Source organism: Candidatus Poriferisocius sp. (assembly GCF_965204145.1).
Lineage (GTDB): Bacteria > Actinomycetota > Acidimicrobiia > Acidimicrobiales > Bin134 > Poriferisocius.
On record NZ_OZ241977.1, the window covers coordinates 3477278 to 3504155 of the forward strand.

Annotated in this window: 22 protein-coding genes; 12 read left to right on the forward strand and 10 right to left on the reverse strand. The window is 67.0% G+C overall.

Annotated elements, in window-relative coordinates:
- Positions 1 to 29: 29 nt before the first annotated feature.
- From ACOGI7_RS16280 to ACOGI7_RS16300, 5 genes are all read right to left on the reverse strand, one after another.
- Positions 30 to 2114 (reverse strand): DNA gyrase/topoisomerase IV subunit B, encoded by a 2085-nt coding sequence (locus ACOGI7_RS16280; protein ID WP_419849788.1) that lies wholly within the window; start codon positions 2112 to 2114, stop codon positions 30 to 32.
- A complete protein-coding gene (locus ACOGI7_RS16285; RefSeq protein ID WP_419849789.1) occupies positions 2108 to 4528 on the reverse strand; it encodes a DNA gyrase/topoisomerase IV subunit A in 2421 nt (806 codons plus the stop codon). The genes ACOGI7_RS16280 and ACOGI7_RS16285 overlap by 7 nt, the downstream gene beginning before the upstream one ends.
- Before the next feature lie 103 nt (positions 4529 to 4631).
- Positions 4632 to 5384 carry a glycosyltransferase family 2 protein gene (locus ACOGI7_RS16290; RefSeq protein ID WP_419849790.1) on the reverse strand — a complete coding sequence of 251 codons (753 nt, stop codon included), beginning with the start codon at positions 5382 to 5384 and terminating at the stop codon, positions 4632 to 4634.
- Entirely contained in the window at positions 5381 to 6313 is a 933-nt protein-coding gene (locus ACOGI7_RS16295) for an SDR family NAD(P)-dependent oxidoreductase (protein WP_419849791.1), read from the reverse strand. Before ACOGI7_RS16295 ends, ACOGI7_RS16290 begins: the two co-directional genes overlap by 4 nt.
- A 173-nt stretch (positions 6314 to 6486) precedes the next feature.
- Positions 6487 to 6987 carry a hypothetical protein gene (locus ACOGI7_RS16300; RefSeq protein WP_419849792.1) on the reverse strand — a complete coding sequence of 167 codons (501 nt, stop codon included), beginning with the start codon at positions 6985 to 6987 and terminating at the stop codon, positions 6487 to 6489.
- Positions 6988 to 7233: 246 nt separating this feature from the next.
- On the opposite strand from ACOGI7_RS16300, the gene ACOGI7_RS16305 reads away from it, so the two are divergent.
- Together ACOGI7_RS16305 and ACOGI7_RS16310 are read left to right on the forward strand one after the other, a co-directional pair.
- The gene (locus ACOGI7_RS16305) at positions 7234 to 7455 is read left to right on the forward strand and encodes a hypothetical protein (RefSeq protein WP_419849793.1); all 222 of its coding nucleotides are present in this window, start codon (positions 7234 to 7236) and stop codon (positions 7453 to 7455) included.
- Positions 7433 to 7756 (forward strand): type II toxin-antitoxin system PemK/MazF family toxin, encoded by a 324-nt coding sequence (locus ACOGI7_RS16310; protein ID WP_419849794.1) that lies wholly within the window; start codon positions 7433 to 7435, stop codon positions 7754 to 7756. Before ACOGI7_RS16305 ends, ACOGI7_RS16310 begins: the two co-directional genes overlap by 23 nt.
- A 12-nt stretch (positions 7757 to 7768) precedes the next feature.
- Here ACOGI7_RS16310 and ACOGI7_RS16315 read toward each other — a convergent pair whose 3' ends face one another.
- Positions 7769 to 8257 carry a nuclear transport factor 2 family protein gene (locus ACOGI7_RS16315; protein ID WP_419849795.1) on the reverse strand — a complete coding sequence of 163 codons (489 nt, stop codon included), beginning with the start codon at positions 8255 to 8257 and terminating at the stop codon, positions 7769 to 7771.
- Positions 8258 to 8311: 54 nt separating this feature from the next.
- On the opposite strand from ACOGI7_RS16315, the gene ACOGI7_RS16320 reads away from it, so the two are divergent.
- Positions 8312 to 9880, forward strand: coding sequence for a long-chain-fatty-acid--CoA ligase (locus ACOGI7_RS16320; protein ID WP_419849796.1), 1569 nt, complete (start codon positions 8312 to 8314; stop codon positions 9878 to 9880).
- A gap of 64 nt (positions 9881 to 9944) precedes the next feature.
- Entirely contained in the window at positions 9945 to 10628 is a 684-nt protein-coding gene (locus ACOGI7_RS16325; RefSeq protein WP_419849797.1) for a TIGR00266 family protein, read from the forward strand.
- Between the two features lie 6 nt (positions 10629 to 10634).
- Here the strand turns inward: ACOGI7_RS16325 and ACOGI7_RS16330 are convergent, their stop codons facing one another.
- On the reverse strand, positions 10635 to 11615 hold the full coding sequence (locus ACOGI7_RS16330) for a ferrochelatase (protein ID WP_419849798.1): 981 nt from the start codon (positions 11613 to 11615) through the stop codon (positions 10635 to 10637).
- A gap of 118 nt (positions 11616 to 11733) precedes the next feature.
- On the opposite strand from ACOGI7_RS16330, the gene ACOGI7_RS16335 reads away from it, so the two are divergent.
- Genes ACOGI7_RS16335 through ACOGI7_RS16345 form a run of 3 tightly spaced genes read left to right on the forward strand, consistent with a single transcriptional unit; the run spans position 11734 to position 16404 of the window.
- Positions 11734 to 12612 (forward strand): transglycosylase family protein, encoded by an 879-nt coding sequence (locus ACOGI7_RS16335; protein ID WP_419849799.1) that lies wholly within the window; start codon positions 11734 to 11736, stop codon positions 12610 to 12612.
- A 12-nt stretch (positions 12613 to 12624) separates the two neighbouring features.
- Positions 12625 to 14547, forward strand: coding sequence for a hypothetical protein (locus tag ACOGI7_RS16340; protein ID WP_419849800.1), 1923 nt, complete (start codon positions 12625 to 12627; stop codon positions 14545 to 14547).
- 12 nt (positions 14548 to 14559) lie between these two features.
- Positions 14560 to 16404 (forward strand): flippase activity-associated protein Agl23, encoded by a 1845-nt coding sequence (locus ACOGI7_RS16345; RefSeq protein WP_419849801.1) that lies wholly within the window; start codon positions 14560 to 14562, stop codon positions 16402 to 16404.
- A 4-nt stretch (positions 16405 to 16408) separates the two neighbouring features.
- On the opposite strand, the gene ACOGI7_RS16350 is transcribed toward ACOGI7_RS16345, so the two are convergent.
- Positions 16409 to 17206, reverse strand: coding sequence for a maleylpyruvate isomerase family mycothiol-dependent enzyme (locus tag ACOGI7_RS16350; protein ID WP_419849802.1), 798 nt, complete (start codon positions 17204 to 17206; stop codon positions 16409 to 16411).
- Entirely contained in the window at positions 17203 to 17922 is a 720-nt protein-coding gene (locus ACOGI7_RS16355) for a crotonase/enoyl-CoA hydratase family protein (protein ID WP_419849803.1), read from the reverse strand. The genes ACOGI7_RS16350 and ACOGI7_RS16355 overlap by 4 nt, the downstream gene beginning before the upstream one ends.
- Positions 17923 to 17966: 44 nt before the next feature.
- Between ACOGI7_RS16355 and ACOGI7_RS16360 the strand changes: the two genes are divergently transcribed.
- The 5 genes from ACOGI7_RS16360 (at position 17967) to ACOGI7_RS16380 (ending at position 25012) form a co-directional block, all read left to right on the forward strand.
- Positions 17967 to 18908, forward strand: coding sequence for an ATP-binding cassette domain-containing protein (locus ACOGI7_RS16360; RefSeq protein ID WP_419849804.1), 942 nt, complete (start codon positions 17967 to 17969; stop codon positions 18906 to 18908).
- On the forward strand, positions 18905 to 19723 hold the full coding sequence (locus ACOGI7_RS16365; protein ID WP_419849805.1) for an ABC transporter permease: 819 nt from the start codon (positions 18905 to 18907) through the stop codon (positions 19721 to 19723). Before ACOGI7_RS16360 ends, ACOGI7_RS16365 begins: the two co-directional genes overlap by 4 nt.
- A gap of 63 nt (positions 19724 to 19786) precedes the next feature.
- The gene (locus ACOGI7_RS16370; RefSeq protein ID WP_419849806.1) at positions 19787 to 20410 is read left to right on the forward strand and encodes a NifU family protein; all 624 of its coding nucleotides are present in this window, start codon (positions 19787 to 19789) and stop codon (positions 20408 to 20410) included.
- Positions 20411 to 20534: 124 nt separating this feature from the next.
- Positions 20535 to 22232 carry an N-acyl-D-amino-acid deacylase family protein gene (locus ACOGI7_RS16375; protein WP_419849807.1) on the forward strand — a complete coding sequence of 566 codons (1698 nt, stop codon included), beginning with the start codon at positions 20535 to 20537 and terminating at the stop codon, positions 22230 to 22232.
- A gap of 119 nt (positions 22233 to 22351) precedes the next feature.
- Entirely contained in the window at positions 22352 to 25012 is a 2661-nt protein-coding gene (locus ACOGI7_RS16380; protein ID WP_419849808.1) for an ATP-dependent DNA helicase UvrD2, read from the forward strand.
- Here the strand turns inward: ACOGI7_RS16380 and dxs are convergent.
- The gene (dxs, locus tag ACOGI7_RS16385; RefSeq protein ID WP_419849809.1) at positions 25002 to 26855 is read right to left on the reverse strand and encodes a 1-deoxy-D-xylulose-5-phosphate synthase; all 1854 of its coding nucleotides are present in this window, start codon (positions 26853 to 26855) and stop codon (positions 25002 to 25004) included. The genes ACOGI7_RS16380 and dxs overlap by 11 nt on opposite strands.
- Between the last annotated feature and the right edge of the window lie 23 nt (positions 26856 to 26878).

Here is a 26878-nt window from a genome sequence, read left to right on the forward strand (position 1 = left end):
GTCTGTTTACCCGATTTTTCTCTTGAAGGTCAGTAGTCCAGAGCGTCGCGGTCGACCAGCTCGCTGTGGGCGATGAGGAAGTCCTTGCGGCGGCTCACATCGGAGCCCATCAGGGTCTCGAACATCTCCTCTGCCTTCTTCACATCATCGATGGTGAGCTGTCGAAGAGTGCGGGTGGCCGGGTCGAGGGCGCACTCGGCCAGCTCGTCGGTGTCCATCTCGCCCAGTCCCTTGAACCGGGACCACCGGATGTTCTCGGCCTTGCGGTTGCCCTTGGCCAGCTCGGCGGTGATCTCGTCGCGTTCGGCATCCGACCACGCCCGGTGGGTCTGGTCGCCCACCTTGGCCGTGTACAGCGGGGGCTGGGCGGCGTACACCCGTCCTGCCTCCAGCATCGGGCGCATGAAGCGGTGGATGAGGGTGAGCAGAAGGCAGCGGATGTGGCTGCCGTCCACGTCGGCATCGCACAGGATCACGATGCGCCCGTAGCGGGCCTTGGCGATGTCGAAGTCGTCGCCGGAGCCCGCCCCCATGGCGGTGAACAGGGCCTGGGCCTCGGCGTTGTCCAGCACCTGCTTCACCGACGACTTGGCGGCGTTCACCACCTTTCCCCGCAGGGGGAGGATGGCCATGTTCTCGGCGTTGCGCCCGGCCTTGGCCGGCCCGGCGGCCGAATCGCCCTCCACCAGGATGAGCTCGGACTCCGGGCCGTGAACCCGGCAGTCGGCCAGCTTGTCGGGCATTCCGGTGGAGCCCAGCGATGCGGCCCGGCGCTTGTTCTCCAGGGTCTGGCGGGCCGACACCCGGCTCACCACCGCATCGGCGATCTTGGACTGAAGGGCGGTGACATGGCTTTTTGGCCCGGTCTGGAACCAGCTCTCCAACCCGTCTTTGAGCACGTTGTAGACGATGGACTGCACCGGCGGAGTGCCCAGTTCCTGCTTGGTCTGGCCCCGGAATTGCGGCTCGGGCAGGGTGACCTTGACCGCGGCCACCAGACCCTCCTGCACGTCTTCGCGCTGAGCCCGGTCGTTGCCCTGTTTGGCCAGGCGGGCCAGCTTCTTGGAGTCGGCCAGCAGGCTGTCGTTGACCGCCCGGGTCAGGGCCCTCTCGAAGCCGGCCAGATGGGTGCCCCCGTGGGGGGTGGGGATGGTGTTGACGAACGTGGCCACCTTGGTGTCGTAGTCCTTGACCCAGCGCATGGCAATGTCCACCTGGCACTGCCGGGTGACCACTTCCATAGAGCCGTCCACCGGCACCTTCTCCTCGAACTCCTCTGCTCCGGGAATGGAGATGACCTCGGTGACAGCATCAGACGCCGAGAGGTGGCCCACCAGATCGGCCAGCCCCCCGTGGGAGATCAAGTCGACCGGCTCGTTGTCGTGGCCCCGGCGCTTGTCCTCCAGCCTGATCCGCAGTCCGGGCACCAAGAAGCAGGCCTGTTGGGCCCGCTGGCGGATGGCTTCGAAGTCCACTGCCGCGTCGGGATCGAACATGTCCCGGTCGGGCCAGAAGCGAATGCGGGTGCCAGTTTTGCGGGTGGAGCGGACCCGGCGGAGCTTGTGGCCCTTGACGAACTTGTCACCGTCGAACTGGCCGGCCTTCTGCTTGACGAACCAAAGCTGCCGGGTCGCGCCATCGCGGTCCACCTCGGCCCGGAGCTGGGTGGACAGGGCGTTGACCACCGAGGCACCCACCCCGTGCAGCCCGCCGGAGGCGCCGTACACCCCGCCGCCGAACTTGCCGCCGGAGTGCAGCTCGGTGAGCACCACCTCAAGCGCCGACACCTTCTTGGTGGGATGGGGGTCGATCGGGATGCCCCGGCCGTTGTCGGCGACCTCGATTGATCCGTCGGCGTGGAGGGTCACGTCGATGCGGGTGGCGAAGCCGGCCCCGGCCTCGTCCACCCCGTTGTCGATGAGCTCCCACACCAGGTGCATGAGGCCGTCGCTTCCAGTGCCCCCGATGTACATGCCGGGCCGCTTGCGGACGGCTTCCAACCCCTCGAGGGTGACGATGTCGGAGGCTTCGTAGCTGCCGTTGCCGTTTCCCCCGTTGGGAGGGGTGAACAAGTCGGCATTCTTGCTGCGGGCGCGGGCGGTCTGGGTCACCATCGGGGCATTCCCACGCTCAGGACGGCGGCGTGGCCGGCGTCACCGTTCTCCAGCGGGAACGGCACCGGAGCCTTGGCTGGCTTGCCACCGTCGTCCACCTCGGCCAGAAGGTCGGCCGGGAGCGTCACCACGGCCATGGCCAGATGCCCCCCTTCGCCCAACTGGGTGCCGAGCCCGTCCCGCCCGGTGGGTGGGATGTCGGTAACCGGGGTGATGGCCACCGAGCCGTTGGCGTCCACCATGATCACGGCCTCGTCGCCGGCCACACCGGCGGCGGCGATGATCCGGTCGCCGTTCTTGAGCTTCATGCCCCTGACCCCCGATGCCCCCCGCCCTTGGACGGAGACTGATTCGACCGGGGCCCGCAGTGCCCGGCCCTGCGCGCTGACCAGCACCATCTCGGCGGCCTCCGGCGCAGAGAACGCGGCCTCCACCTTGTCGCCGGGCTTCAGCTTGATGACCTGCTTGGCCGCTCGGCCCTTGTCGGCGTCGGACAGGTCCACACGCTTCACCGTGCCGCCCGCGGTGACCAGCACCAGAGGATCACTGCCGGGCAGCACCAGGGTGAGCACCGCCTCGCTGCGAATGGTTCCGAACACCTCGGACGCCCCCGCGCCCCGGCTGCGTCCCGAAACCTCGGGAATGGCCGAGACCGGTGAGGCGATCACCCGACCGGCCGAGGTGACGGCCAGCACAGTGTCGCCGAGGCCGGCCTCCACCGATGCGGTCAACAAGTCGTGGCGCCCGAACTGGGATCGCCGGCGTCCCCCGACCGATGCCCGGCCCACGATGCCGGTAGTGGACAGCGTGACCACACACGGCCCCTCGGCTGTCGGGGTCAGCTCCTCAACCGGGGTGGCCTCATACACCGGGGCGTTCTGGTGCGACACGATTTCGGTCCGGCGATCCTGCCCGAACCGCTCCACCAAGTCGTCGAGCTCCTTCAACACCAAGGTGCGCTGACGCTGCTCTGAGCCCAGCAGCTTCTCCAGGTGGTCGATCAGGGCGACCAGCTCGTCGCGCTCGTCGATGATCTTCTGCTTCTCCAGCGCGGTGAGCCGCCGCAGCTGCATGTCCAGGATGTGGGCCGCCTGGACCTCCGTCAGATCCAGGGCATCCTGCAACCGCTGCCGGGCCTCGGCGGCATCATCTGATCTCCGGATGATGGCCACCACCTCATCGATGTTGTCCAGGGCGGTGATCAGCCCTTCCAAAATGTGGTGGCGGTCGCGGGCCCGGCCCAGGCGGTACCGGGTGCGTCGCACCACCACGTCGAGGCGGTGGTCGATGTAGTGGCGGCACAGGTCGTAGAGGCCCACGGTGGTGGGCACCCCGTTCACCAGCACCACGTTGTTCACCGCGAAGGTCTCCTCCAGCGGGGTGAGGCGGAACAGGTCGTAGTACAGCTTCTCGGGCTCCACATGGGGCTCGCACTCGATCAGGATGCGCAGCCCGTGGTGTCGGTCCGACAGGTTGCGGGCATCGTGGATGCCGGGCAGCTTGCCGTCCACGATCAGGTCGTTGATGCGCTTCACCACCTTCTCGGGTCCGACCATGTAGGGGAGCTCGGTGACCTCGATGCCCTTCCGGCTGCGGGTGAGCTTCACCGGTGCCATCTTGGCCTGGACGCGGATCGAACCCCGCCCGCTCTCGTAGACCTGGCGCAGCCCGCCCTCCTCGGAGTCGATGGCCAAACCCCCGGAGGGGAAGTCGGGGCCGGGCAGCGCCTTCAACAGCTCGTCGATGGTGGGCTTGGGCCGGCGCTTGGTCATCACCAGCCGGATGGCCTCGGCCACCTCCCGCAGGTTGTGGGGGGCCATGTTGGTGGCCATGCCCACCGCGATGCCGGTGGTGCCGTTCACCAGCAGGTTGGGCAGCCGTCCCGGCAGGCACTCGGGCTCAGCGCTCTCGCCGTCGTAGGTCGGCCGGTGGTCCACGGTGTCCTCGTCGATCTCGGCCAGCATCTCCATGGCCGCGTCGGCCAGGCGGCACTCGGTGTAGCGGGGGGCGGCCGGGGGATCGTCGAGGGTGCCGAAGTTGCCGTGGGGGTCGATCAGGGTGATGGGCCGGGAGAACTCCTGGGCCAGCCTCACGAGGGCGTCGTAGATGGCGGCATCGCCGTGGGGGTGGTACTTGCCCATGGTGTCGCCCACCACCCGGGCGCTCTTGCGGTGGGGGCCGTCGGGGCGGATTCCCATGTTGAGCATGGAGTAGAGGATGCGGCGCTGCACCGGCTTCAGCCCGTCGCGGGCGTCGGGGATGGCCCGGGAGGTGATGACCGACAGGGAGTAGGCCAGAAACGACTCCGACATCTCCTCGGCCACGGGGACTCTCACCAGTTCACGGGCGAAATCGACCTCGGTGTCGGGGTTGTCCGTCTCGGCGTCGAACAGGGTCTTTGATCGCTGGGGCATGATTGCCTTAACGGGTTTTCGTAGGGGGAAGTTGGAGTGGGCGAGGCCCAATTAGACGGTACCCGTCCTGGGTGACAGTTGGGCGGAAATCGGCAGCTTACAGTCAGATTTTGGGGATGGGAGTGCGGCTGAGGCGCACGGTTTGGCGAAAGGAGCGGAAAGCGGCCCGAAGCGCCCGCCAACCCAGGATAGACACCTCTCCGGTGGTGCGGTCGTGGTGGGGCACGGGCACCTCGGCCAACCGGGCGCCGGATCGGGCCAACATGCCCGACAGCACCACGTTGGGGGCGAAGGTGTCGTCGGGAATCAAGTCCAGCAACGGCAACAGCGCACTCGACCGCATCAGTCGATAGGGGCAGTTCACGTCGGCCAGCCGACAGCCGAAGGCGGCTCGGGCGGTCAGCCGAGCGGCCCGGGTAATGACTCGCCGGCCAACCGACTGGATCCGGCTGGTGCGGACGCCGACCACCGCGTCCGCGTCGTGGCGCAGGCTCCACAGCTCGCCGAACGAAGCCGCGGGCATCTCGTCGTCGGAGTCGGTCTGGAACACCCAGTCTGCGGAGAGCGCCCCGCGCCAGTAGCCCCGCAGAATGGTCGGCCCGTGGCCGCTGTTGGGCTTGACGTCCACCAGAAGGCGCTCATGGCGCTCGGCCACGGCCAGCAGAACTTGCTCGCTGGCGTCGGTCGCCCCGTCCACGATGGCCACCAGCTCGTATTCGATCCCCAGGCCGTCGAGAACCTCGAGCCAGCTCTCGGCCACCTGGCCGATGATCTCCTCCTCGTTGTACACCGGCATGACCGCGCACAGGTCGAGCCACCTGCTCGAGTCACTGCCAGCCGTGTCCGAAGCGGTCACCCTTGGGAGGCCTGGGCCAGGAGCTGGGCCTCTTTGTCGGCCAAAACGGCGCCGCTCAGGTCGTAGCGGATGGCGGCGGTGTTGGGCTCGGGACCGGCCCAGCCGGGCAACAGGCCCCGCTCATGGCAGAAGAACTGGGCTTCGATATTGGTGCCGTTCAGCTCCGCGGCCTCGGGATCGGTGGCCAGCCAGGCCACCACCGCGCCGATCACATCGGCGGGCTGGCCGGTGTCCTCGAAGCCGAACTGGGCCATGTCCTGGGCGATGCGCTCGGTGGAGATATACCCCGGCTGCACGTTGAAGGTGTTGATGCCCTGGCTGCCGTGCTCCGCGGCCAAGAACCCGGCCACCCGGTGAAAGGCGCCCTTGCTGATGCCATACCCCATGCCCCAGCCCCCGTCGCCCGCTGCCTCGGTGGGATCGGCATAGCCCGCGGCCGAGGTGATGTTCACCAGGGTTCCACTGCCCCGCTCCACCATCTGGGGCAAGAACGCCTTGGCCAGCACCAGCGGGGCCAAGCAGTTGGCCTTCAAATGGCGGTCCAGAAGCTCGATGGGGGTGTCCAAAAGCCGGTCCATGTGGCCGGGGCCGATATAGCGCCCGTTGTTCACCAGCACGTCCACCCGCCCCCACCGCTCCAGCACCTCGGCGGCCGCGGCCTCCAGGGAGTCGAAGTCAAGAAGATCGGCTGCCACGATCAGCGCCTCGCCCCCCGCCTCGGCCACCAGCGCGGCAGTGGCCGACAGGCTGCCAGGCAGCGGCGAGGTGTCCGACCGCTGCACCGTGGATGAGTGCTCCCGCTGCTCGCCCTCCTGCACGGTGCGAGCCGACACCGCCACATCAAACCCCGCCCGGGCCAAATGCACCGAGCAAGACTTCCCAATCCCCCGGCTAGCCCCGGTCACAAACGCCACTGGTCGATCACCCATAGCCGTAGTCTGCCCGCTCTTTCCCCTGTGCTGCTCGTCGGACGAGATTGAGACAGTTATGGGAGGTGCTCAGTCGTAGTCGGGTGGCGGCTGGCGGGGTGGGGCTGGGTCTCGAGATTGCTGGCTGCGGGTGTGTAGTGGGCGGCGAGGAAGCTGCTTGCGGATGGGCCCTGCTATCGGCCGGCCTTGTCCTGTCTCGCGTACTCCCAGACCAGCACTGCGATTGACACGGCCAGGAAGAGGCTGGCGATCAGCACGATGTACAGACCGAAGTGGACGCTCGCCTCCCGCGGTTCGGGCCAGTCGCCCGCCAGTCGATGCAGCGATGCCATGTCAATGATCGCGGTTGCGAGGATGGCCAGCGAAGACATAGCTGCTAGAACGAGCGCCCACAGCCGCTCGGAGCTCTTGTAGACGGCGACAGCCACGATGACGGCGAACCCAAGTATGAACACCCATATGCCGTCGGCGGTCTCGTACCCCTCCACGGTGCGGGACGACACGCCGACCTCCAGCCCGCTGTCGGCTATATAGGACGTCGTCCCGCTGACCCGAACCCACGGGAACACCACCCCCAAAAGGATCCACACCGCGGAGAACCGGGCCGTCTGGCACACGACCAGGAAGGAGCGCTTGGACATCTCTGAGCTGGCGTCTTCGGCGAGTTCAGACATGAAATAAGTGTGACATGTAGAAGCTCAATTGTCGGTGCTTCCGGTGAGGCAGATGGACTGACTGGGCGCCTGCCCGCAGTATCCCTTGGCCCACCTGTTAGGGGTGGACTGAGCAAGCCCAACCCCCGCCCAAGGCGATAATTGAAAGTAGTAATTTGAATTTGCGGGGTTCAGGCCATGGTGGGGGAGTCCTGAGAGGCAGGCGTCGGCTGCTAGGGGCGGATGCTCATGGGTATACTCGATGGTATGCCTGATTCGACTACCATTAAGGTTTCGGTCCGGAATCGGGATGCGCTTCGCCAGCTTGCGGATCGCGAGGGGCTCACATTTGATGCGCAGCTTGAGAAGATGATCCGGCGGGAGCGCCGTCGCATTATCGGGGCTCAGCTGGCAAGCGCCCCGCTCGATGTTGAAGACAATGCCGTGCTTGATGCGTCTGCGGGAGATGTCGCTGATGCGAGCCGGTGACGTGGTCCGCTGCGATTTCGGGACGCCGGCGCGGGGCGAGCCGGGATTCGTTCGGCCGGCGATTGTGGTCACCTCCGATGACGTGCTCGAGTTCCGTCAGCACGCGATCGCAGTTGTGCCCTGCACGACCAACAGGAGGGGATGGTTGAGCGAGGTCGATATCGCCGGATTCGGCATGGCCCAGGCACACCTACCGACCACCATCAGCGTCGACCGCGTCGTCGAAACGACGGACACGAACGTCGGGTACGTCGCATTGCAGCAGATCCGAGAGCTCATCGCCGACCTGCTCGGACCCTGACCCGAGAATCGGTCACACGTGGCGCAGGTCCACGTCGTGCCAGTCGCTCTTCAGCTCTTCGGGGGGTGCGGGGAAGGCGCCGCGGGCCCACTGGGGGCGGGCGGTGCGGGCGGTGATTAGCCAGCGGTCGTCGAAGCGGGCCACGTCGTCGCAGTAGTGCAGGCCCAAGATGAGGTCGCCGTCATCCGAGTCCTCCGGGCGCATGTGGTAGGCCACCGCCCAGGTCTCGATGTGGCCCTCATCGGCGCCTTCTTCCAGGTCGATGTACTGGTTGCCCATGAAGTGCAGGGTGGCCTCGAACTTGTGCAGCTCCTTCTCGGTCCAGTCGAGGTAGGGGTCGAGGGGTCCGGAGATCACCGTCCCGGAGATCTGGCAGTCGGGGTGGAAACTCGACCGCACTAGGTCGAAATCAATGAGGTCGATTCCTCGGGCGTACCGCTGGGGAACCTCTTTGATCAACTCCCGATCCTTCAGCCATCGCACCGTGGTTTCGACGTCCATTTCGCCTCCTTCGACCCGCTCCGGCCCGCTCGGCGCCGCGCTACGGTTGCGCTCATGAAAGAGCTGATCTATCACCGGCTGTTCTACCCGGCAGTGGAGCGATACGCCAACAGAGAGGTAATCGTCGACGGTGCCTACCGGCCGGATTTCGCCACCCACGGCGAGCGGGTCACCCGGCTGGCCAACGCCATGGGAAGCGAGCTCGGGGTGAAGAAGGGCGATCGGGTGGCCATCATGGCCCTCAACAGCGCGTCCTACTTGGAGCTGTACCACGCCTGCTATCTGGGTGCCGGCATCGTGAACCCGCTGAACTTGCGCTTGGCCGGCCCCGAGCTGGACTACATCGTGCGGGACTCGGGCACCGAAGTGGCCTTTGTCGATGCCTTCTTCGCCGAGGCGTTCGTGAACGCCATGGAAGCCGCTGGTGACAGCCCCATCCGCAAGGTTGTGCTCATCGGCCCCGGCGACGTGCCCCACGACGTGGCCTATGAGGATTTGGTGGCCGCCGGCGACACCGCCACGCCGCCGGAGCCCGAGGAGGAAGACCCGGTGGTGCTCATGTACACCGGCGGCACCACCGGCCTGCCCAAGGGGGTGCTGTTGCAGCAGCGGGCCGAGATGCTCAACGTGTACCACGTGGCCATCGGGTTGGGGGGCACGAGGGACGACGACGTGTTCTTGAATCAGACGCCGCTGTTCCACGCCGCATCCATGGCCAGCTTGCTGGTGATTCCGGCCACCGGTTCCAAGATGGTGACCATTCCCGCCTTCGATCCCGGCGGGGTGATGAACCTCATCGAGGCCGAGGGCATCACCCAGACGGTGATGGTGCCCACCATGATCGGCCTGTGCCTCCAGCACCCCGAATACCGGCCCGAGCGGCTGGCATCGCTGCGAGAGCTGGTGTACGGCGCATCGCCGATGCCCGAGGCCATCTTGAGCCATCTGCTGGAGCACTTGCCCGATGTGAACCTGCTCCAGGCCTACGGCATGACCGAGTGCTCGTCGGTGCTCACGTTTCTCACCGCCGAAGACCATGTGGCCGGCGGCCCCCGGCTGCGGTCGGTGGGCCGCTCGGTGCTCGGCGTGAACCTCTGCATCCAAGACGAGGACGGCAACATGCTGCCCACCGGCGAGATCGGCGAGGTGTGCGCCCGGGCCGGCAGCTACATGCGGGAGTACTGGAACAAGCCCGAGGCCACCGCCGAGGCGTTCCGGGACGGCTGGTACCACAGCGGCGACGCCGGATACCTCGACGAGGACGGCTATCTGTTCCTGGTCGACCGGGTGAAGGACATGATCGTGTCGGGCGGCGAGAACGTGTACTCCTCTGAGGTGGAGAGCGCCATCTCCACCCATCCCGGCGTGGCCCAGGTGGCGGTGATCGGCATTCCCGACCCCACATGGGGGGAGGCCGTCCACGCCGTGGTGGTGCCCACACCGGGCCATGAGCTCACCGAAGACGAGGTGTGCGAGCACGCCCGCCAGACCATCGCCGGCTACAAGGTGCCCAAGTCGGTGGAGTTCCGAGCAGAGCCGCTGCCCCTGTCGGGGGCCATGAAGGTGCTCAAGCGGGAGCTGCGGGCGCCGTACTGGGAAGGCCAGGACAAAAACATCGGGTAGCGGACAGGGAAAATTGCCCGAGGTCGCCACCAGTTTCCCGAAGACGGTCGATAGGCTCCCCGCCATGCAGGTAGATATCCGTCATGCCCCCAGTTTTGCGGTCGCCCGGTGCACTCTCGGCGGGGGCGAACAGGTCAAAGTCGAGGCCGGGGCCATGTCGGCCCACTCCTCGGGAATGTCGCTCGAGGCCAAGATGGAAGGCGGCGTGCTCAAGGGGCTCAAGCGCAGCGTTCTAGGCGGAGAGTCGCTGTTCATTTCCACCTACACGGCTCCGGCAGAAGGCGGCTGGGTGGATGTGGCCGCCAAGCTGCCCGGCGACCTCCGGGTGATCGAGCTGGACGGCTCACAGGCATGGATCATCGAGCGGGGCAACTGGCTGGCCTCCGACGCCTCGGTGGAGATGGACACCAAGTGGGGCGGCTTCAAGTCGCTGGTCGGCGGCGAGGGCGGCTTCATGGCCCACGCTGAGGGCACCGGCAACGTGGTGGTGGCCTCCTACGGGGCGATCGACGTGATCTCGCTGGCCGCGGGCGAGACGGTGGTGGTGGACACCAGCCACATGCTGGCGTTCCCCGACACGGTCAGCTACGAGTTGCGCCGGGCGGTGGAGGGCCGCTCGATCCAGTCGATGAAGTCGGGCGAGGGCTTCGTGTTCCACTTCGCCGGCCCCGGCGACATCTTGACCCAAACCCGCAACCAGGCGCAGCTCATCGCCTGGATCAACACCGAGATCGGCTCTCGCGAATAGCAGCCTCTAGCGCAGACAGCAGTCGGCGGGGCAGGCTGTCGGCGGGGGGCCCAGCACGAGATCGGCGATCATCTCGACGAACGCGGGGTGGATGCCCACAGTGGGGACTCGGGTGAACCGCAGTCCGAGCATGTCGGCGTGCTGGCGGATTTCGATGTCGAGGTCGTAGACCACCTCGATGTGGTCGCACACGAAGCCGATGGGCACCACTACCACCGCGTCGGCCCCGCTTTGGGCCTGCCGGTCGAGCTCATCGGCGATGTCGGGCTCCAGCCACGGCACCTGGGGCGGGCCGCTGCGGCTCTGGTAGGCCAGCGACCACTGGCTCGTTGCGGTGCGCTCCGCCACCCGGCGGCAGGCCTCGTGCACCTGGGCCACATAGGGGGCGGCGGCCGCCATCGACTGGGGGATGCTGTGGGCGGTGAACACCACCGGGGCGCTGGGCTCGGTTTGGCGGGCGATGGCCAGGTTCTCGGCCATGGCCGACAAGAATCCCTCCTGATCCCAGAACGGGGGCAGCTTGTGAATCATCGGAGCGTCGGGGCCGGCCGCCGCCCGAGCCCGCTCGATGTCCTCGGCGTACTGGCGGCAGCCGGAGTAGGAGCCGAAGGCCGAGGTGGCGAACCCGATCGCCCGGGAGATCCCGTCGTCGCGCATCTGGGCCACGGTGTCGGCCAGCATCGGCGACCAGTTTCGGTTGCCCCAGTACACCGGAAGATCCACCCCCCGGGAATCCAGCTCCGCGGCCAGGGCGGCGACCAGGTCGCGATTGCACTGGTTGATGGGGCTGACCCCGCCGAACAGGTGGTAGTGCTCGGCCACTGCGGCCAATCGGTCGTCGCCGATGCCCCGTCCCCGGGTCACATTGCGCAGAAACGGCATCACGTCGTCGGGCCCCTCCGGCCCGCCGAAGGAAACGATCAGGATCGCGTCAACGTCTTGGGCCAGCCTGGGCTGGGCAGGGCCGTTTGAAGGAATAGGGGGCATATTCGGTAGATTTGTGTCAGCCGGTAGGGGTCTTGCTGCCCTGAAAGGTGTAGCGGGAGACCCGTTTCGAGGGTAGCCGAATTGGGGAGAGAGTTTGCGGGCTCAAGAACGCAGTCGTTTGACGGTTCTCTTCGTTGCGGTGGTGGTCACCGCAGTGGCTGCTGGCGGAGTCGCATTCGGACAGTCGGACAACGGGGGTGAACCCGCCCAGCCTGTCGCCGTAGAGGCGGTGATACCCCCATGGCGTGATCTGGAACGGGCCCAACAGGATCTGGAGGTAGCGATTGAGGCCCGCGAAGCAGCACAAGTGGCCTTGGACCGCACGGTCGACGAACTGCACCGCGAGCTTGCCCGCTTGGATCAGCTCAACGATGTGGATACCGGCAGGCAATTGCTGAAGGACGAGGCCGAAAGGCTGGTCGTCCAGGAGTACATGTCGGGCGGCGACATCGAGGACTTGGCCTTCATTCTGGAAGTTTCCGAGGCCACCGACGCGCTTTGGCGGAAAGCCCTGCTATCGGAAGTGTCCGAGGTGTTCGACCAAGCCTTGGACGCGAGAGAGAACGTGCCCGGAGAGCGGGAGCGAACCGAGGCGCGCGTCAGGCGGCTCGATGACGCCCTCCCATATCTGAGCAGTCGTCTGGCCGACGTAGAGGAGTCGATCGAAGCGGCCGAGTGGGTGGTGTACATCGCCGAGATCAACGACATGGCCGAACGGGAGCGGGTTGAGAACGGGTTCATCGAGCCCACTGAGCAGCATTGGTACAACCTGCGATTCTGCGAGTCCACCAACAACTACACCGTCGAGAGCGCCAACGGATTGTTCTACGGGGCCTACCAGTTCGAGCCCCGGACGTGGAGAACCGTGGGCGGCACCGGAAACCCGGCCCACGCCCCGCCCGAAGAGCAGGATGCCCGAGCCCGCCTGCTCTACGCCCGAAGGGGCGACCAACCCTGGCCCCGCGACTACTGCGGGCGGTTCCTGCCCCGGAACTAGTTTCTTGACCTGATGAAGCTGTGGGTGGCGCTGCTCCTTGCCGACTGTGTGCTCGTGGGCATCGGCCTCACCTATCTCACCGGTCTGAAGCTTCGCATCGAGGAGCGGGTGGCCTATGGCGCGGTGATCGGCTTCATGGCGGTCACCCTGGTGGGATACGCCGCGGGTTGGGCCGCGGGGAGGTTGAACGGAGGGGTGGTGGCCGGGGCGGCCCTGGTGGCCACCGCGATCTCCGCGGCGGGCTGGCGGGCGGGCATCGGCCAGATCGGCGCCGAGTGCCGTGACTTCGGGCGCCGCCTCATGCGGCCCATCTCCCGCCCCGACAACCCGGCCCCCCTGCTGATACTCACCGCCCCGGCCTGGGTGCTCACCGTGTGGATCTTGAACCAGGCCTATCTGCCCGACGGGTCGGGGGGTGTGCTGGCCGGGCACCTCTCGTCGTGGACCGACTGGCAGGCCCACCTCACCTACGCCTCGTCGTTCGCCCACGCCGAGAACTTCCCCCCGGAACTGCCCACCGCCTTCGGCGTCGATCGGCTGCCCTACCACTTCGGCATCGACTTCTTCGCTGCCATGCTCGACCGGGCTGGCTTGAGCGCCTTCGGTGGCCTGGAGGTGTCGTCGGGCTACCTCGCCTTCGCCTTTATCCCCACCTTGTATCTGGTGGGGGTGAGGCTGTTCTCCAGCCGGGCAGTGGGGGTGATCGCGGTGCTGGTGTTCACCCTGTTCGGCGGGCTGGGCTGGACCCGCTTCTTCCACGATCGGGCCGAGGGCGGCTGGAGCATCATCTGGGACCTGCCCACCGACTACACCCGCCACCATGCCGGCAACATCCTTATGGAGAACGCGGTCACCGGGAATCTCTACCCCCAGCGGCCGACCCTGGCCGGGTTCTCTTTGCTGTTGATCGTTGTGGTGCTCATGTATGAAGCCCACAAGTCGGGGTCGCGCCGGCTGTTCGCCGCCGCCGGGGTGATCGTCGGGCTGATGCCGATATTCCACGTGTACTCATTTGGGATGGCACTGGGGTTGGGCTTGATCTGGGCGGTGCTGGCCCATCGCTGGCAGTGGCTGCTGTTCGCCTTGCCGGCGTTGGCCTTCTCGCTGCCCGCGGCACTGTGGATCAAGCCGCTGAACACCGAGATCGTGTGGGAGACCTGGGTGGACGGACCATGGATGCAGCCCCCCGGCTACTCCGTTGACCACGACAACCTGTTCGAGTTCTGGTGGCGAAACGCCGGGGTGTTCCTGTTGCTGATGCTGGCGGCGCAGCTCTGGTGGCGCACAATGCCCCGGGTCGTGCTGTGGGGGTCGATCCCGGTGTGGCTTTGGCTCATCGTGCCCAACTTCGTGCGGGTGGCCCCGTCGCATCCGTGGAACAACACCCACTGGTTCGTCCCGGTGATCCTTTTGGGGTCGCTGTTGGTTGCCGCCGTGCTGGTTCGGCTGGCCTCGATCGGATGGCCCGGGATCGTGGCGGCGGCCGTGCTGTTCTTCACCCTCACCTTCGCGGGGGCGCTCGACATCTGGAAGGCGGTCGACCCCGAAGTGAACGTGTGGCCCCACCCGATTGCCTCGGGCGACGGGGTGGCCGCCGGGGAGTGGGCGCGGGACCAGACGCCAGCCGACAGCGTGTTCTTGATCGGCTTCGAGCACACCCATCCGGTGCCGGCGCTCAGCGGGCGGCAGACGGTGGTGGGATTCGCCGGTTGGATCAACGACCTCGGGGTGACCGACTGGCCGACACGGCATCAGCAGGCCCGCACCATGCTCGGCGGTTTCGAGGGAACCGAGAAACTGCTCGATGATTACGGAGTGGACTATGTGGTGGTTGGGCCGATCGAGCGCCGAGCCGGGGTCAACGAGCAGTTCTGGGCGGCCCGAGGCACCCCGGTCTTTGCCCAGGGCACATATACCGTCTACGAAGTGGACTGAGCAGTGCGAGAGATGATCCGCGAACGAGACGTGCCCCTCGGGGGCTGGAGCCCGGTGAAATTCTGGCGCCGTCGCCCGGAGACGGCGCTGGCCATTGCCGTCGGGACGATGGCGGTGGCCGGGCTGGTGCTGCGGCTCGTGGAATTGGCCGAGCGCCCCCTGCACCACGACGAGAGCATCGACGCCTGGTACTCCTGGCAGTTCCTAGAGGGAACCTTCGAAGGGTACGACCCGGTGTACCACGGACCGCTGCGCTTCTATCTGACGGCGGCGTTCTTCTGGGTGTTCGGGGAGTCGCACACCACCGCCCGCATGGTGGCCGTTTTGGCCGGGGTGGGGCTCATCGTGCTGCCGTGGTTCCTGCGCCGGTCGTTGGGCCCGGTGGTGACCCTGACGGCTGCTGCGGTGCTGGCGTTCAGCCCGATCGCCCTCTATATGACCCGTCTGGGGCGGGAGGACTCGCTGACCGCTTTCATCACGCTGGCGATGATGGTGGTGATCGTCCGATTCCTGGACCGCCCCCGGCTGCTGTTGCCCGCGCTGTTCGGGTTCTTGTTGGCCGCGGGCTTCGCGGTCAAAGAGACCACATTCATCTTCGTGTTCATCTTCGGGGGCTTCTTCTTGGCCCTGTTGGCCGAGCAGGCCACCCAGCACAACAGCGAGGGCCGTACCGAGAAGCCGCTGGGCAGGTTCGCCGGGTGGTCGTGGATGCTGCCGGCCGGACTGGTCCCCATGGGCATCGCCTTCGGAGTCAGCGCCTACTACGACGCAGAGGTCTTCGTCACTCTGGGCGTCTACGGGGTGCTCATGGCGATGGTCATCCTCATGAGGGCCAGCCCCGCGCAGATCTGGGACCTGCCGGTGGTGCGGGCCGCTCGCGGCGTGTCCGGGTGGGGGTGGGTGCTGGCCGCCGCGGTGTTCCTGTTCTTCTTCGCCCTGTGGTTCACCGTCTTCTTCACCAACTCAGCGGGCTTTGTGGACGGCTTCACCGAGGGGATCACCTACTGGCGGGGCGAGCAGGACACCAACCGGGGCAGCGAGCCGTGGCACTACTACCTGTACACCATCGGGCTCTACGAGTACGTGGTGTGCATCCTCGCGGTGATCGGCGCGATCCATGTCTTCCGCAGCCCCTCATTTGTCGGCAAGCTCATGCTGTGGACCGCGGTAGCCAGTTGGTTCTCGTACTCCTGGGCCAGCGAGCGGTTCCCGTGGCTGGCGCTGCACATTCTGGTGCCGATGGGCTTTCTGGCCGGTTACGGCGTCCAGGTGCTGTGGCAGGCCCGGAGAAGAGTGTGGATGGTCCCGGTATGGGTGGTGCTCGCCGGTCTGCTGGCCACCACGCTGTTCGTCTCTTGGCGGGTCAACTACGACAACCAGCGGGATCCGCGAGAACTCCTGACCCAGGTCCACACCACCGATGACTACCTCGACACCGTGCACCGCATCGAGGCTCTCAACGAGTACAGCAAGTCGATCGGCGAGGGTCCGGTGACAGTGGCGGTGGACACCGCCATCTCGGTGCCCAACCTGTGGTATTTCCGGGATTACGAGGCCCGCACTTGGACAGATTCCGCCTCGGCGCAACATGTGTCGGCCGATTTCGTGCTCCACCTCCCGGAGAGCAACATCCTCGGTGTCGCCGCTGAACTGGCCGACCACCAGACCACCCGTTTGCCGCTGCGGGACTGGTGGGCCCCGCAGTTCGAGTCGTACCACGACGGTTGGGTCTCGGGCTGGGCCCGATGGCTGGTGAGCCGGGAGGTGTGGAACGAGGGCACGCTGGGCAGTACCAACTTCGATCTCTCCGTGAGCCCCCGGGCTCTCGACCTCGAGGCCCGAGTGGCCGCGGGCTAGCGGTTCACGAAACGTAGGGCAACGACAGAACCACCCGCTCGCCCAACTCGCGGTCGCCGGCGAGGGTCACCAGGCTGGCGGCGAGCGCTCCAGCGGGGTCGGTGCGACCGCAGCACAGCGCGTTGTAGGTGTCCACATCGGTGTGCACGGTTGCGGTGGGGTTGTCGGCCGGGGCCGAGGGCTTGGCCCGGCCGTCGGTCACTGCCACACCCCGGGGACCGTCGGCATCGCCGTCGATGGCGAACACCACCGTGCTGCCCTCGGGGGCGCCGGCCTTCTTGCCCACCACAAAACCCATGTTGCGGGCATGCCAGTCCAAGCAGTGCTGGACCACCGGGCCGCTCAGGTGCCCGGGGATGCCCAGCGCCCGGCGCATGTCCTGTTCGTGAGCCCAGCAGTCGAACACCCGGATGTGCATGAACGTCCGGTACGGGGCGTCGCCGATGGGGGTGAAGCCCACCTCGTCCCATTTCTCTGCGGGCAGGTTCCGCAGCATCTCCACCCGCCGGGCGCAGATGTCGCTCATCTCGGCCAGCACTTCGGCACCGGGCCGGGTACGGCGGGGGGCGATCTGGCCCTCGTTGAAGGCGGCGATGCCCTCGAGCCCGCCTTCGGTGGCGGGCGGCTCGGGCTTCTCGCCGGCCAGCATCAGCTCAAGGCCGACGATGTGGCTCACCTGATCGCGCACCGACCATCCGGGGCACTCGGTGGGCGTATCCCACTGCTCATCGCTCAAATCGGCACCCAACTGGGCGATGGAATCCCAAACCGCCTCCAACAATTCAATGACCGGGTCGCTCATGTCGCTAGTCCTACCGTGAATGATCTGGTGTCGTCGTCGAGCATCTGATGGACGGATTCGGCCACCGGGCCTCGGATGATGCGCCGGGTGGCGGCAAAGGCCTTGATCGAGAGGCTCTCGGCCAGCCCGGCGGCTTCGGCCATTGCCGCCTCCTCCAGCTCGTCTTCGGGCACCACCCAGTCCAAGTAGCCGACGTCGGTGGCTGAGGCGGGCGAGTAGAGCCGGGCGAGAAGGACAGAGGAGTGGACATGGCGGGGCGAGAGCCGGTCTCGGGCCAGCGTGACCACCGACGTGGGCAGCACCATGCCGATGGCCGTTTCGTTGAGCCCGATCTTGGCGGGCACGTCGGCGCCGATGCGCACATCGCAGCACATGAGCCATATGGCTCCGGCGGCGAAGGCGTGACCGGTGCAGGCGGCCACCACGGGGATGGGGAACTCGTACAGCCGGACGAACAAGTCCATGCCCGCCCGGAACAGGTTGCTGGCCGCTTCGGGGCCCGACTGCATCACCTTGAGATCGAATCCGGCGGTGAACTTGCCCGGTCGGCCCATCAGCACCACCGCTTTGGCCTCGCTTTCGGCCCGGTCGAGCGACTCTTGCAGGGCGGCGATCACCTCGTGGGAAAGCACATTCACTTTGCCGTCGTCCACCCGGACGAGGGCGACGTCGCCGGTCAGCTCATAGCTGACTGATGGACTGCTTGTGGCTGACATGGGCGATGAGAATATCGCGACGGTGCTCGGTAGCATCATCGGCTGTGCCAGCAGCCATTTCCGCCCAAGGGCTGCGCCGAACCTACGGCGACGTAGTGGCGGTTGACTCCCTCGACCTGAATGTCGCCGAGGGGGAGGTGTACGGGTTTCTGGGGCCCAACGGCGCGGGCAAATCCACAGTGGTGCGGATGCTGTGCACGCTGGCGTCGATGACCGCCGGGTCGGCCTCGGTGGCCGGCTACGACGTGGCCAACCAGGGCGATCTGGTGCGCCTGAGCATCGGCGTGGCCCTCCAAGACGCCGCTCTCGACGGCAAGCTCACCGGCCGAGAGACGCTGACCCTGCAAGGCCGCTACTACGGCCTGCACCGGGACGCCGTCATCACCCGCATCGAGGAGTTGGCTCCCCTGCTGGAGATGGATGCCATCGACCGGCGGGTGTCCACCTACTCGGGGGGAATGAAACGCCGTTTGGATTTGGCCGCCGCGCTGATGCACAACCCCGAGGTGCTGTTTCTCGACGAGCCCACCACCGGCCTCGACCCCATCAGCCGGGCAGTGGTGTGGGAGCAGATCCGGAGCTTGAACCGAGACCTGGGCATGACCATCTTCCTCACCACCCAGTACTTGGAGGAGGCCGACGCGCTGACCCACCGGGTGGGCATCTTGGACCAGGGCCGTCTGGTGGCCGAGGGCACGCCCGATGAGCTCAAGCGAACGGTGGGCTCCGACGTGGTGGTGGCCCGGGTGGCCGGCAATCCCGACGTGGCCGCCCAGGCCATCGGGCAAGTGCCGGGCATCAGTCATATCGAGGTGTACGGCAACGAGGTGAGCGCGGCCACCAGCGACGGGGCCTCGGTGATCAGCCCGGTGGCGGTGGCCTTGTCGGCTGCTGGGGTCGAGGTGACCGATCTGTCGATCCATCCCACCACGCTCGACGACGTGTTCTTGGAGCTCACCGGCGCTCGGATCGAGGTTGAGGAATGAGCGAGACCGCTCTCACCAGCCCGGCCGGAGGCGAGGTCATCCGGGCTCGCCCGTCGGGGTTTTTCGGCGACATGGCCTCGGTGGCCAGCCGGGCCTTGCGGCTGCTGCCCCGAGACCTGGAGGCGATCATCCCCGCCATGCTGATCCCCCTGTTCTTTTTGTTGGTGACCATCGGGGCCATCCAGAACCTGGCCGGCGACGTGGTCTCCGACATCGATTACAAGGCCTTCCAGCTGCCGGTGGCCATCATGACCGCGGTGACCGGCATGTCCCGGGCCAACTCGCTGGTGATCGACATCTCCGAGGGCTACTTCGACCGTCTCCTGATGACTCCCGTGAACCGCTACGCCCTGCTGTTGGGGCTCATGGTGGCCGACTTCACGCTGTTCGTGGTCATGGCCATACCGGTGATCGCAGTTGGATTCGCCATCGGGGTGAGCTTCGGCGCCACCGGGGTGGTGGGCCTGGTGGTGTTCGTGCTGTTCGGAGCTTTGTGGGGGCTGGCCTTCACCGGTTTTCCCTATGCCATCGCGCTGCGCACCGGGAATCCCGCGGCGGTGAACTCCAGCTTCCTACTGTTCTTCCCCTTCATGTTCTTGACCACTGCCTGGGTGAGCCGCGAGGTGATGACCGACTGGCTGGCCGCCATCACCTGGTTCAACCCCATGACCTACGCCCTGGAGGGAATGCGCTCGCTGTTCTCCGGCTGGGACGGCTGGGCGCTGGGTCGGGCGTTGCTGGCCATCGGCGTGGTGGGGCTTTTGGCCCAATCACTGGCCTTCCGGTCACTGCGGGGCCGCATCCGCCGCGGCTGATCGCGCTTCATTCGGCGGTTCAGGCCATGGTGGCAGGGGGCGGGCTCGGGTAGGCTGGTGGTCGTGAGCGAAACCGTTGAAGCCCAACTATTCGAGGTAACCGAAGCGGCCATCGAGAAGGTGCTCGAGATCCGGTCCAACGAGGACGACCCCGAAGCCCTCGGCCTGCGCATCGAGATCACCGGCACCAGCGGCGCCGACTACACCTATGACCTGGCGTTCGAGGAGGTGGCCGACTGCACCGAGGGCCACCGCCACATCATCTCTGAAGGGCTCACCGTGATGATCCCTGAGGAGTCGGTGGAAAAGCTGACCGGCGCCACCCTGGATCTGCCCAACAACCCCATGCAGGGCGGGCTGGTCATTCGCAACCCCAACAAGCCCGATCTTCTGGCCGGTGCCGAGTTGGAGCTCTCCGGCACCATCCCCGAGCAGCTCCAGCAGCTCCTCGACCAGCACATCAACCCCTCGCTGGCCTCCCACGGCGGGTTCGCCAATCTGTTGGGAGTGGAGGGGCACACGGCCTACATCACCATGGGCGGCGGTTGCCAGGGCTGCGCCATGAGCGCGGCCACCTTGCGGGAGGGCATCACCGTGATGATCACCGAGGCCATCCCCGAGATCACCGACGTGGTGGACGCCACCGACCACGAGGCGGGCGACAACCCCTATTTCGCCCGGGCCTGAGGCCTATTTTGTCAATCGCCGCACTCGCGGCATAGGCGTTGTCACTGCGGCCTGAAAGCCAACTCATTGGGTTGAATCCCCCTGCCATGTCGTCGTTGTCATCGCGGCCTGGAAGAATGGCCCCATGCTTGATCTGTTGATTCGCGGGGGCACTGTTGTCGACGGGACGGGGGCCGCACCGACCGTGGCCGATGTGGCGGTGTCGGATGGACGGGTGGCCGCCGTCGAGAGCCGGATCGATGCCGACGCTGCCGAGGTGATCGACGCCGCGGGCCGCTATGTGACTCCGGGGTTTGTCGACGTGCATACCCACTACGACGGCCAGGCCACCTGGGATCCGATCATGGCCCCTTCGGCGTGGCACGGGGTGACCACGGTGGTGATGGGCAATTGCGGCGTGGGGTTCGCCCCGGCCGATCCCAGCCGCCACGACTGGCTGATCGAGCTGATGGAGGGGGTGGAGGACATCCCCGGCGCAGCCCTCCACGAGGGGATCACCTGGCGGTGGGAGACCTTCCCCGAGTATCTCGACGAGCTGGAGCGGCTGGGCCGGACCATCGACGTGGCCGCCCAAGTGCCCCATGGGGCGGTGCGGGCTTATGTGATGGGCGAGCGGGGGGCTACCCCTGAGTCGGCCACCGCCGCAGAGCTGGCCGAGATGGCCCGCATCGTGGGCGAGGGAACCCAGGCCGGAGCGGTGGCGTTCTCCACCAACCGGCTGCCGATGCATACCTCCCTGTCGGGAGTGCCGGTGCCGGGCACCTTCGCCGACCACGAGGAACTGGCCGCCATCATGGGCGCGCTCGACGGGCAGTCGCTGGTGGAGGTCGTACCGGCCGGCTCGATGGGCGAGGACCCCGATGCCCCCATCCGCGAGGTGGAGCTCTACCGGCGCCTCAGCCTGGAGACCGGTCGGGCTATCACCTTCACCATGGTGCAGGTCCACGTCAACCCCGGCCAGTGGCGTGAGCAGATGGACATCGTGGAGCGGGCCAATGCCGAAGGCGCCCAACTGGTGCCCCAGGTGCAGGGCCGTCCCGGCGGGCTGCTGGCTGGGTGGGACCAGTTCAACCCGTTCGCCAAGCGCACTGCGTATCAGCCGCTGGACGATCTGCCGCTGGAGGAGCGCCTGGTCGAGCTGCGCCGTCCGGAAGTCAGGGCCGCCATCTTGGCCGAGGACATTCCGGGCGACCCGGCCATGGGCATCTTGCGCCACTCGCTGCACGCCACATTCCCATTCGACGGCGGCCCGGTGTTCGAGCCCGACCCGTCGGAGTCGGTGGCCGCCATGGCCGACAAGACCGGCGCAGACGTGTTTGGGCTGGTCTATGACCTGATGTGCGAGCGGGGAATGCTCCAGGTGTTCTTCACCGGCTATCGCCACGGTGATCTCGAAGACCTGCGGGAGATGATGGTGCACCCCATGACCGTGGTCGGGCTGGCCGACGGCGGGGCCCATTGCAGCGTTATCTCCGACGCCAGCCTGCCCACCTACATGCTTCAGCACTGGGTGCGCGACCGGCAGCGGGGACCGAAGCTGTCTATTGCCGAGGCGGTGAAGATGCTCACCTCCGAGCCGGCTGAGCTGTACGGCTTCGAAGACCGAGGGGTGCTGGCCAAGGGCAAGCGGGCCGACATCAACGTGATCGACCTCGACGCCATGCGCCTGCATCTGCCCGAGGTGGTGGGCGACCTGCCCACCGGCGCCCGCCGCCTGTTGCAATCAGCCGACGGCTACGACGCCACCATCTGCGCCGGTGAAGTGACCTTCCAAAACGGCCAGCCCACCGGCGCCCGCCCCGGCACCCTCATCCGCCGCTAGCCGACAGCATCCGCGGCGACGAGCCTGGTGATGCCATGAGAGGGCCGGAGCGCCTGGGCCGAAGCGTCCTCGTTCGCGCGGGGCAGGCTGCGCCGGAGGGGTGGGAGGGCTGTTCGCGCGTGACGGTTCGTGCAGACCGGTTCGACCCTGAGGTGGGGCGGGAGTTGCGGCGGGGTTGGATCGAGCGCACACCGCTGGTGGTCGAGTTGGACGGCGACCTGCCCGAGGCTGAGCCGGTGCTGCACGCTCAATGGTGGGAACTCAAACCGGGGCTGACCATGCCGGACGAGGTGGTGCGGCATCTGCTGACGGCCAACGCGGTGGATTGGCGCGATTCCGAGCGGCCCAAGTTCGAGCCGCTTGAGCGGGCGTTGGCGTTGGGGGCTCGGTTGGCGGGGGTAGACGAGCCGGGCGATGTGATGACCGAAGCAGGGCCGGTGTGGTGCGATGGAGGGCCGTTTGACGTGTTCGATCATGACGCGCTGGGCGACGGGTGCGCTGGGGTTGTTCCAGCGGTGAATCTGGCGGTGGGCAGCCTGACCGCTCTGAACCCGGCACTGCCCCAGGCCGATCTGGCCGACGATCAACAGGCGGCGGTCGGACACTTGGGCGGAGCGGCCTGCATCGTGGCCCCAGCTGGGTCGGGCAAGACCCGGGTGCTGACCGAGCGGGCCCGATATCTGGTGCGCGACCTCGGGGTGGACCCCCGAGCCGTGTGCCTGGTGGCGTTCAACGTTCGGGCTCGGGCCGAGATGCAAGAGCGCACCGCCGACCTGCCCGGCCTGGAGGTGCGGACGCTGAACAGCCTGGCGCTGGCCATCTGCAACGGCACCGGACCGTTTGCCAGACCCCGAGACCACGGTCGGGTGGAGGTGGTGGACGAGCGGGGAGTGCGGGACCTGCTCGACGGGATGGTGACCCGCAGGCGGCGGGCCATGACCGACCAGATCGCCCCCTGGATCGAGGCGCTGGGCGCTTCCCGTCTGGGTTTGCGCGATCCCGCCGAGGTGGAACGCGATTTCCAGCCCGACGTGCCCGATTTCTCCGAGATTGCGCCCCGCTACGTCGATGTGCTCGACGCCGAGGGGCTGGTGGACTTCGACCAGCAGATCATCCGGGCCATCGAAATCCTGCTGAGCGACCCCGCCGCCCGAGCCGCCGCCCGGCGTACCTGCGGCATCCTGCTGGTGGACGAGTTCCAAGACCTCACCCCGGCCCACTTGCTGCTGGTGCGGATGTTGGCCGGGCCGAGAGCCGATGTGTTCGGCGTGGGCGACGACGACCAGACCATCTACGGCTACTCGGGTGCCTCCCCCGAGTGGCTGATCGACTACCACAAGTTCTTTCCCGGCGCTCAGCGCCATGAGCTGCACGTCAACTACCGCTGTCCCCCCGAAGTGGTGGACGCTGCCTCGAACCTGCTGTCGCACAACCGCCGCCGCATCGACAAGCAGATCACCGCCGTGCCAGGCCGGGCTCGACGAGACGATGGCGACTCAGATTCGGCCATCACCGTGGAGTCTGCGTCCGACGGTGCGCGGGTGCTGCGCCGAGCCGTTGAGTCGTTGCTGTCAGCAGGGACACAGCCCAGCGACATCGCCATTCTGACCAGGGTGAACAGCACTCTGCTGGTTCCCCAGATCGTGCTGGGCGACATGGGAGTGCCGTCCAATCAGCCGGTGGGCCGCCTGTTCTTGGAGCGCACCGGGGTGGCCGCCGCCCTGGCCTGGCTCGACATTGCCACCGCTCCCGAGCGCGACCTACCCGACCGGGCCTTGTCGGACGCGGCCCGCCGTCCGCCCCGGGGCATTTCCCCCCGAGTCATCGAGTGGATCGCCGAGCAGCAGAGCACCTCGCAGATCAAGGCCCTGGCCGGTCGCATCAAAGACGAGCGGTCGTCCAAGAAGGTGGGCGAGTTCGCCGACGACGTCGAGATGCTGCGGTCAAAGTTCAAGAAGGCCAGCGGAGAAGTCACTACCCGATCGCTGTTGGAGACGGTGCGAGACGAGATGGGTCTCGGCGGCAGCCTGGACACCCGGTTGGACGCATCTCGCCGCTCGGTTGACCGGTCGGCTCACGGCGACGATCTGCGGGCCCTTATTTCAGTGGCCCACATGCATCCCGACCCGACCGACTTTCGGAGGTGGCTGTTCGACCGGCTCGCAGACGGGTTCGAGGGGGAGGGCAGCGGCCACGGCGTGCAACTTGCCACCGTCCATCGGGTGAAGGGCCGAGAATGGCCCCATGTGATCGTCTACGAGGCATCCAAGGGCTTGATTCCCCACCGCTTGGCCGGCGACCTCGAAGAGGAGCGGCGGGTGTTCCACGTGGCCATCACCCGATGCTCAGAATCGGTGACTCTCATCTGCGGCGACCCACCCACCGACTTCCACCAAGAGTTGGCCACCCGCTATCAACCTCCTCCCGAACTCGACCCCGCCACCACAGATGGCCTGTTGACACCCCCGGTTGTGGTCGCCCCGGCCTCATCGCCGAAGCCAGCCGCCGCCAAACCATCTCGCCGTCCCAAACCCCAGCCCCCCACCGACCCCGAAGGCGCAGCCGCCTACGAAGCTCTGAAGTCCTGGCGGTTTCAGCGCAGCCGGGCCGACAACGTGCCTGCCTATGTGGTCTTCAGCAACGCCACCCTCGTCGAGCTGGCCACCCGCCGCCCCACCACCGACGCCGAACTCCTGGCCACCCCCGGCATCGGCCCCGCCAAACTCGCCGCCTACGGCGAAGCGGTGAAGGAAGTCCTCGGCCGGTTCGCTAGGCCTTGACGGCCAGCGCTTGGCGGGCTGCTTCTGCGATGCCGGCGGGGTCGAGGCCGCAGTCGGCGAGGATCTGGTCGGGCTTGCCGTGGGGGATGTACTCGTTGGGCACGCCCAGCACCCGGATGGCGGGCACGGGGCCCTCGCGGCCCGAGTGGGCCAGGTGATGGGCGATTGAGCTGCCCGCGCCGCCCTCCCGCCAGCCGTCTTCGATAGTGACCACCGCCCGATGGCCGCTGGCGTCGTCCAGCATGTCCTCATCCAACGGTTTGACGCTGCGGACGTCCCACACCGTGGCCGATACCCCCTCGGCCTCCAACAGCCCGGCGGCTTCTTCCGCGGAGGCCAGCATCTTGCCCACCGCCAGCAGGCACACGTCGGTGCCGTCTGCCACCTTGCGGCCCTTGAGCCCGTAGCCCACTTGGTCTTCGGGCACCGACGGGGCCGCGGTCTTGGCCCACCGTATGGCCACGGGCCCGGTGGTGATCTCCAAGGCGTCGTGCAGCATCTGCTGGAGGTCCTGATAAGACGACGGCGCCAGCACGGTCATGCCCGGAATCTTGGTGAGCAGCACCATGTCGAGCACCCCGTGGTGCGACGGCCCGTCGTCGCCGGTGATCCCGGCCCGATCCAAGCAGAACACCACCGGTTGGTTGTGCAGCCCCACATCGAGGTTCACCTGGTCGATGGCCCGGGTCAAGAACGTGGAGTAGATGGCCACCACCGGGCGGAGCCCGCCCATGGCCATTCCCGCGGCGGCGGTTACTGCGTGCTGCTCGGCGATGCCCACGTCGAAGCACCGGTCTGCGAACCGCTCGGCGAACGGCAGCAGCCCGGTGGAGTCGGGCATGGCCGCGGTGATGGCCACCAGCTCGGGACGGGCCTCAGCCTCTTTGATCAGCGCATTGGTGAACGCCTCGGTGTAGCTCCCCGGCTTGGCGTACGACGTGTCGTGCATGTTCTTGACCAGGTCGTTCTCGGCCGGCGCGTACCCCCGCCCCTTCTGGGTGAGCACATGCACCAGGCAGGGGCCCTCCAAGTGGGACACCCGGCTGAACACCCGCTCCAGCTTGCCCAGGTCGTGGCCGTCGAACGGGCCGAAGTAGCTGATGCCCAGCTCGTCGAAGAACGTGCGGGGTTCCACCATTTCCCGTACCGCCGCCTTGGTGGCCCCCAGGGCCCGGCCGGCCAGGTCGCCCACCCAGGGGATGTCTCTCAGAACCTTGCGGATCTGGTTGTCGGTGCGGACATAGCGGGGGTCCATTCGCACCCGCAGCAGGCTCTCCGACAATCGGGAGATGGTGGGGGCATACGACCGCCCGTTGTCGTTGAGCACGAGGGTCACATTGCAGCCCGAGTGCCCGATGTTGTTGAGCCCTTCGAAGGCGACCCCTCCGGTGAGCGATCCATCGCCCACCACCGCGATCACCCGTCGCTGGTCGCCGTCGGCGGCTTGCTGGGCGGTGGCCAGGCCGTGGGCGTAGCTCAACACGGTGGAGGCGTGGCTGTTCTCGATCCAGTCGTGGGGGGACTCCTCCCGGCTCGGGTATCCCGAGAGTCCTCCGGGCTGGCGCAGCGTCTTGAAATGTTCGGTCCGCCCCGTCAGCATCTTGTGTACGTAGGCCTGGTGGCCGGTATCCCACAGGATGATGTCTCGGGGAGAGTCGAACACCAGGTGAAGGGCCAGCGTCAGCTCAACCACGCCCAGGTTGGAGCCCAAGTGGCCTCCGGTGGAATTCACCGTATCGACAATGAACTCGCGGATTTCCTCGGCCAGCTCGGTCAATTCCTCGTCGCCCAGGCGGCGCAGATCAGCCGGACAGGTGATCTTCTGAAGATGGTTGGTGTCCACGTCCCTCCCGAATAGTTGGGAGA

Excerpts from the sequence above, each read along its gene's own strand:
- ACOGI7_RS16375 (WP_419849807.1), top strand. The coding sequence starts at position 20,535 with ATGCTTGATCTGTTGATTCGCGGGGGCACTGTTGTCGACGGGACGGGG.
- ACOGI7_RS16305 (WP_419849793.1), top strand. The coding sequence starts at position 7,234 with ATGCCTGATTCGACTACCATTAAGGTTTCGGTCCGGAATCGGGATGCG.
- ACOGI7_RS16285 (WP_419849789.1), bottom strand. The coding sequence starts at position 4,528 with ATGCCCCAGCGATCAAAGACCCTGTTCGACGCCGAGACGGACAACCCC.
- ACOGI7_RS16345 (WP_419849801.1), top strand. The coding sequence starts at position 14,560 with ATGATCCGCGAACGAGACGTGCCCCTCGGGGGCTGGAGCCCGGTGAAA.
- ACOGI7_RS16365 (WP_419849805.1), top strand. The coding sequence starts at position 18,905 with ATGAGCGAGACCGCTCTCACCAGCCCGGCCGGAGGCGAGGTCATCCGG.
- ACOGI7_RS16295 (WP_419849791.1), bottom strand. The coding sequence starts at position 6,313 with ATGGGTGATCGACCAGTGGCGTTTGTGACCGGGGCTAGCCGGGGGATT.
- ACOGI7_RS16280 (WP_419849788.1), bottom strand. The coding sequence starts at position 2,114 with ATGGTGACCCAGACCGCCCGCGCCCGCAGCAAGAATGCCGACTTGTTC.
- ACOGI7_RS16310 (WP_419849794.1), top strand. The coding sequence starts at position 7,433 with ATGTCGCTGATGCGAGCCGGTGACGTGGTCCGCTGCGATTTCGGGACG.
- ACOGI7_RS16300 (WP_419849792.1), bottom strand. The coding sequence starts at position 6,987 with ATGTCTGAACTCGCCGAAGACGCCAGCTCAGAGATGTCCAAGCGCTCC.
- ACOGI7_RS16325 (WP_419849797.1), top strand. The coding sequence starts at position 9,945 with ATGCAGGTAGATATCCGTCATGCCCCCAGTTTTGCGGTCGCCCGGTGC.
- ACOGI7_RS16355 (WP_419849803.1), bottom strand. The coding sequence starts at position 17,922 with ATGTCAGCCACAAGCAGTCCATCAGTCAGCTATGAGCTGACCGGCGAC.
- ACOGI7_RS16320 (WP_419849796.1), top strand. The coding sequence starts at position 8,312 with ATGAAAGAGCTGATCTATCACCGGCTGTTCTACCCGGCAGTGGAGCGA.
- ACOGI7_RS16350 (WP_419849802.1), bottom strand. The coding sequence starts at position 17,206 with ATGAGCGACCCGGTCATTGAATTGTTGGAGGCGGTTTGGGATTCCATC.
- ACOGI7_RS16315 (WP_419849795.1), bottom strand. The coding sequence starts at position 8,257 with ATGGACGTCGAAACCACGGTGCGATGGCTGAAGGATCGGGAGTTGATC.
- ACOGI7_RS16340 (WP_419849800.1), top strand. The coding sequence starts at position 12,625 with ATGAAGCTGTGGGTGGCGCTGCTCCTTGCCGACTGTGTGCTCGTGGGC.
- ACOGI7_RS16330 (WP_419849798.1), bottom strand. The coding sequence starts at position 11,615 with ATGCCCCCTATTCCTTCAAACGGCCCTGCCCAGCCCAGGCTGGCCCAA.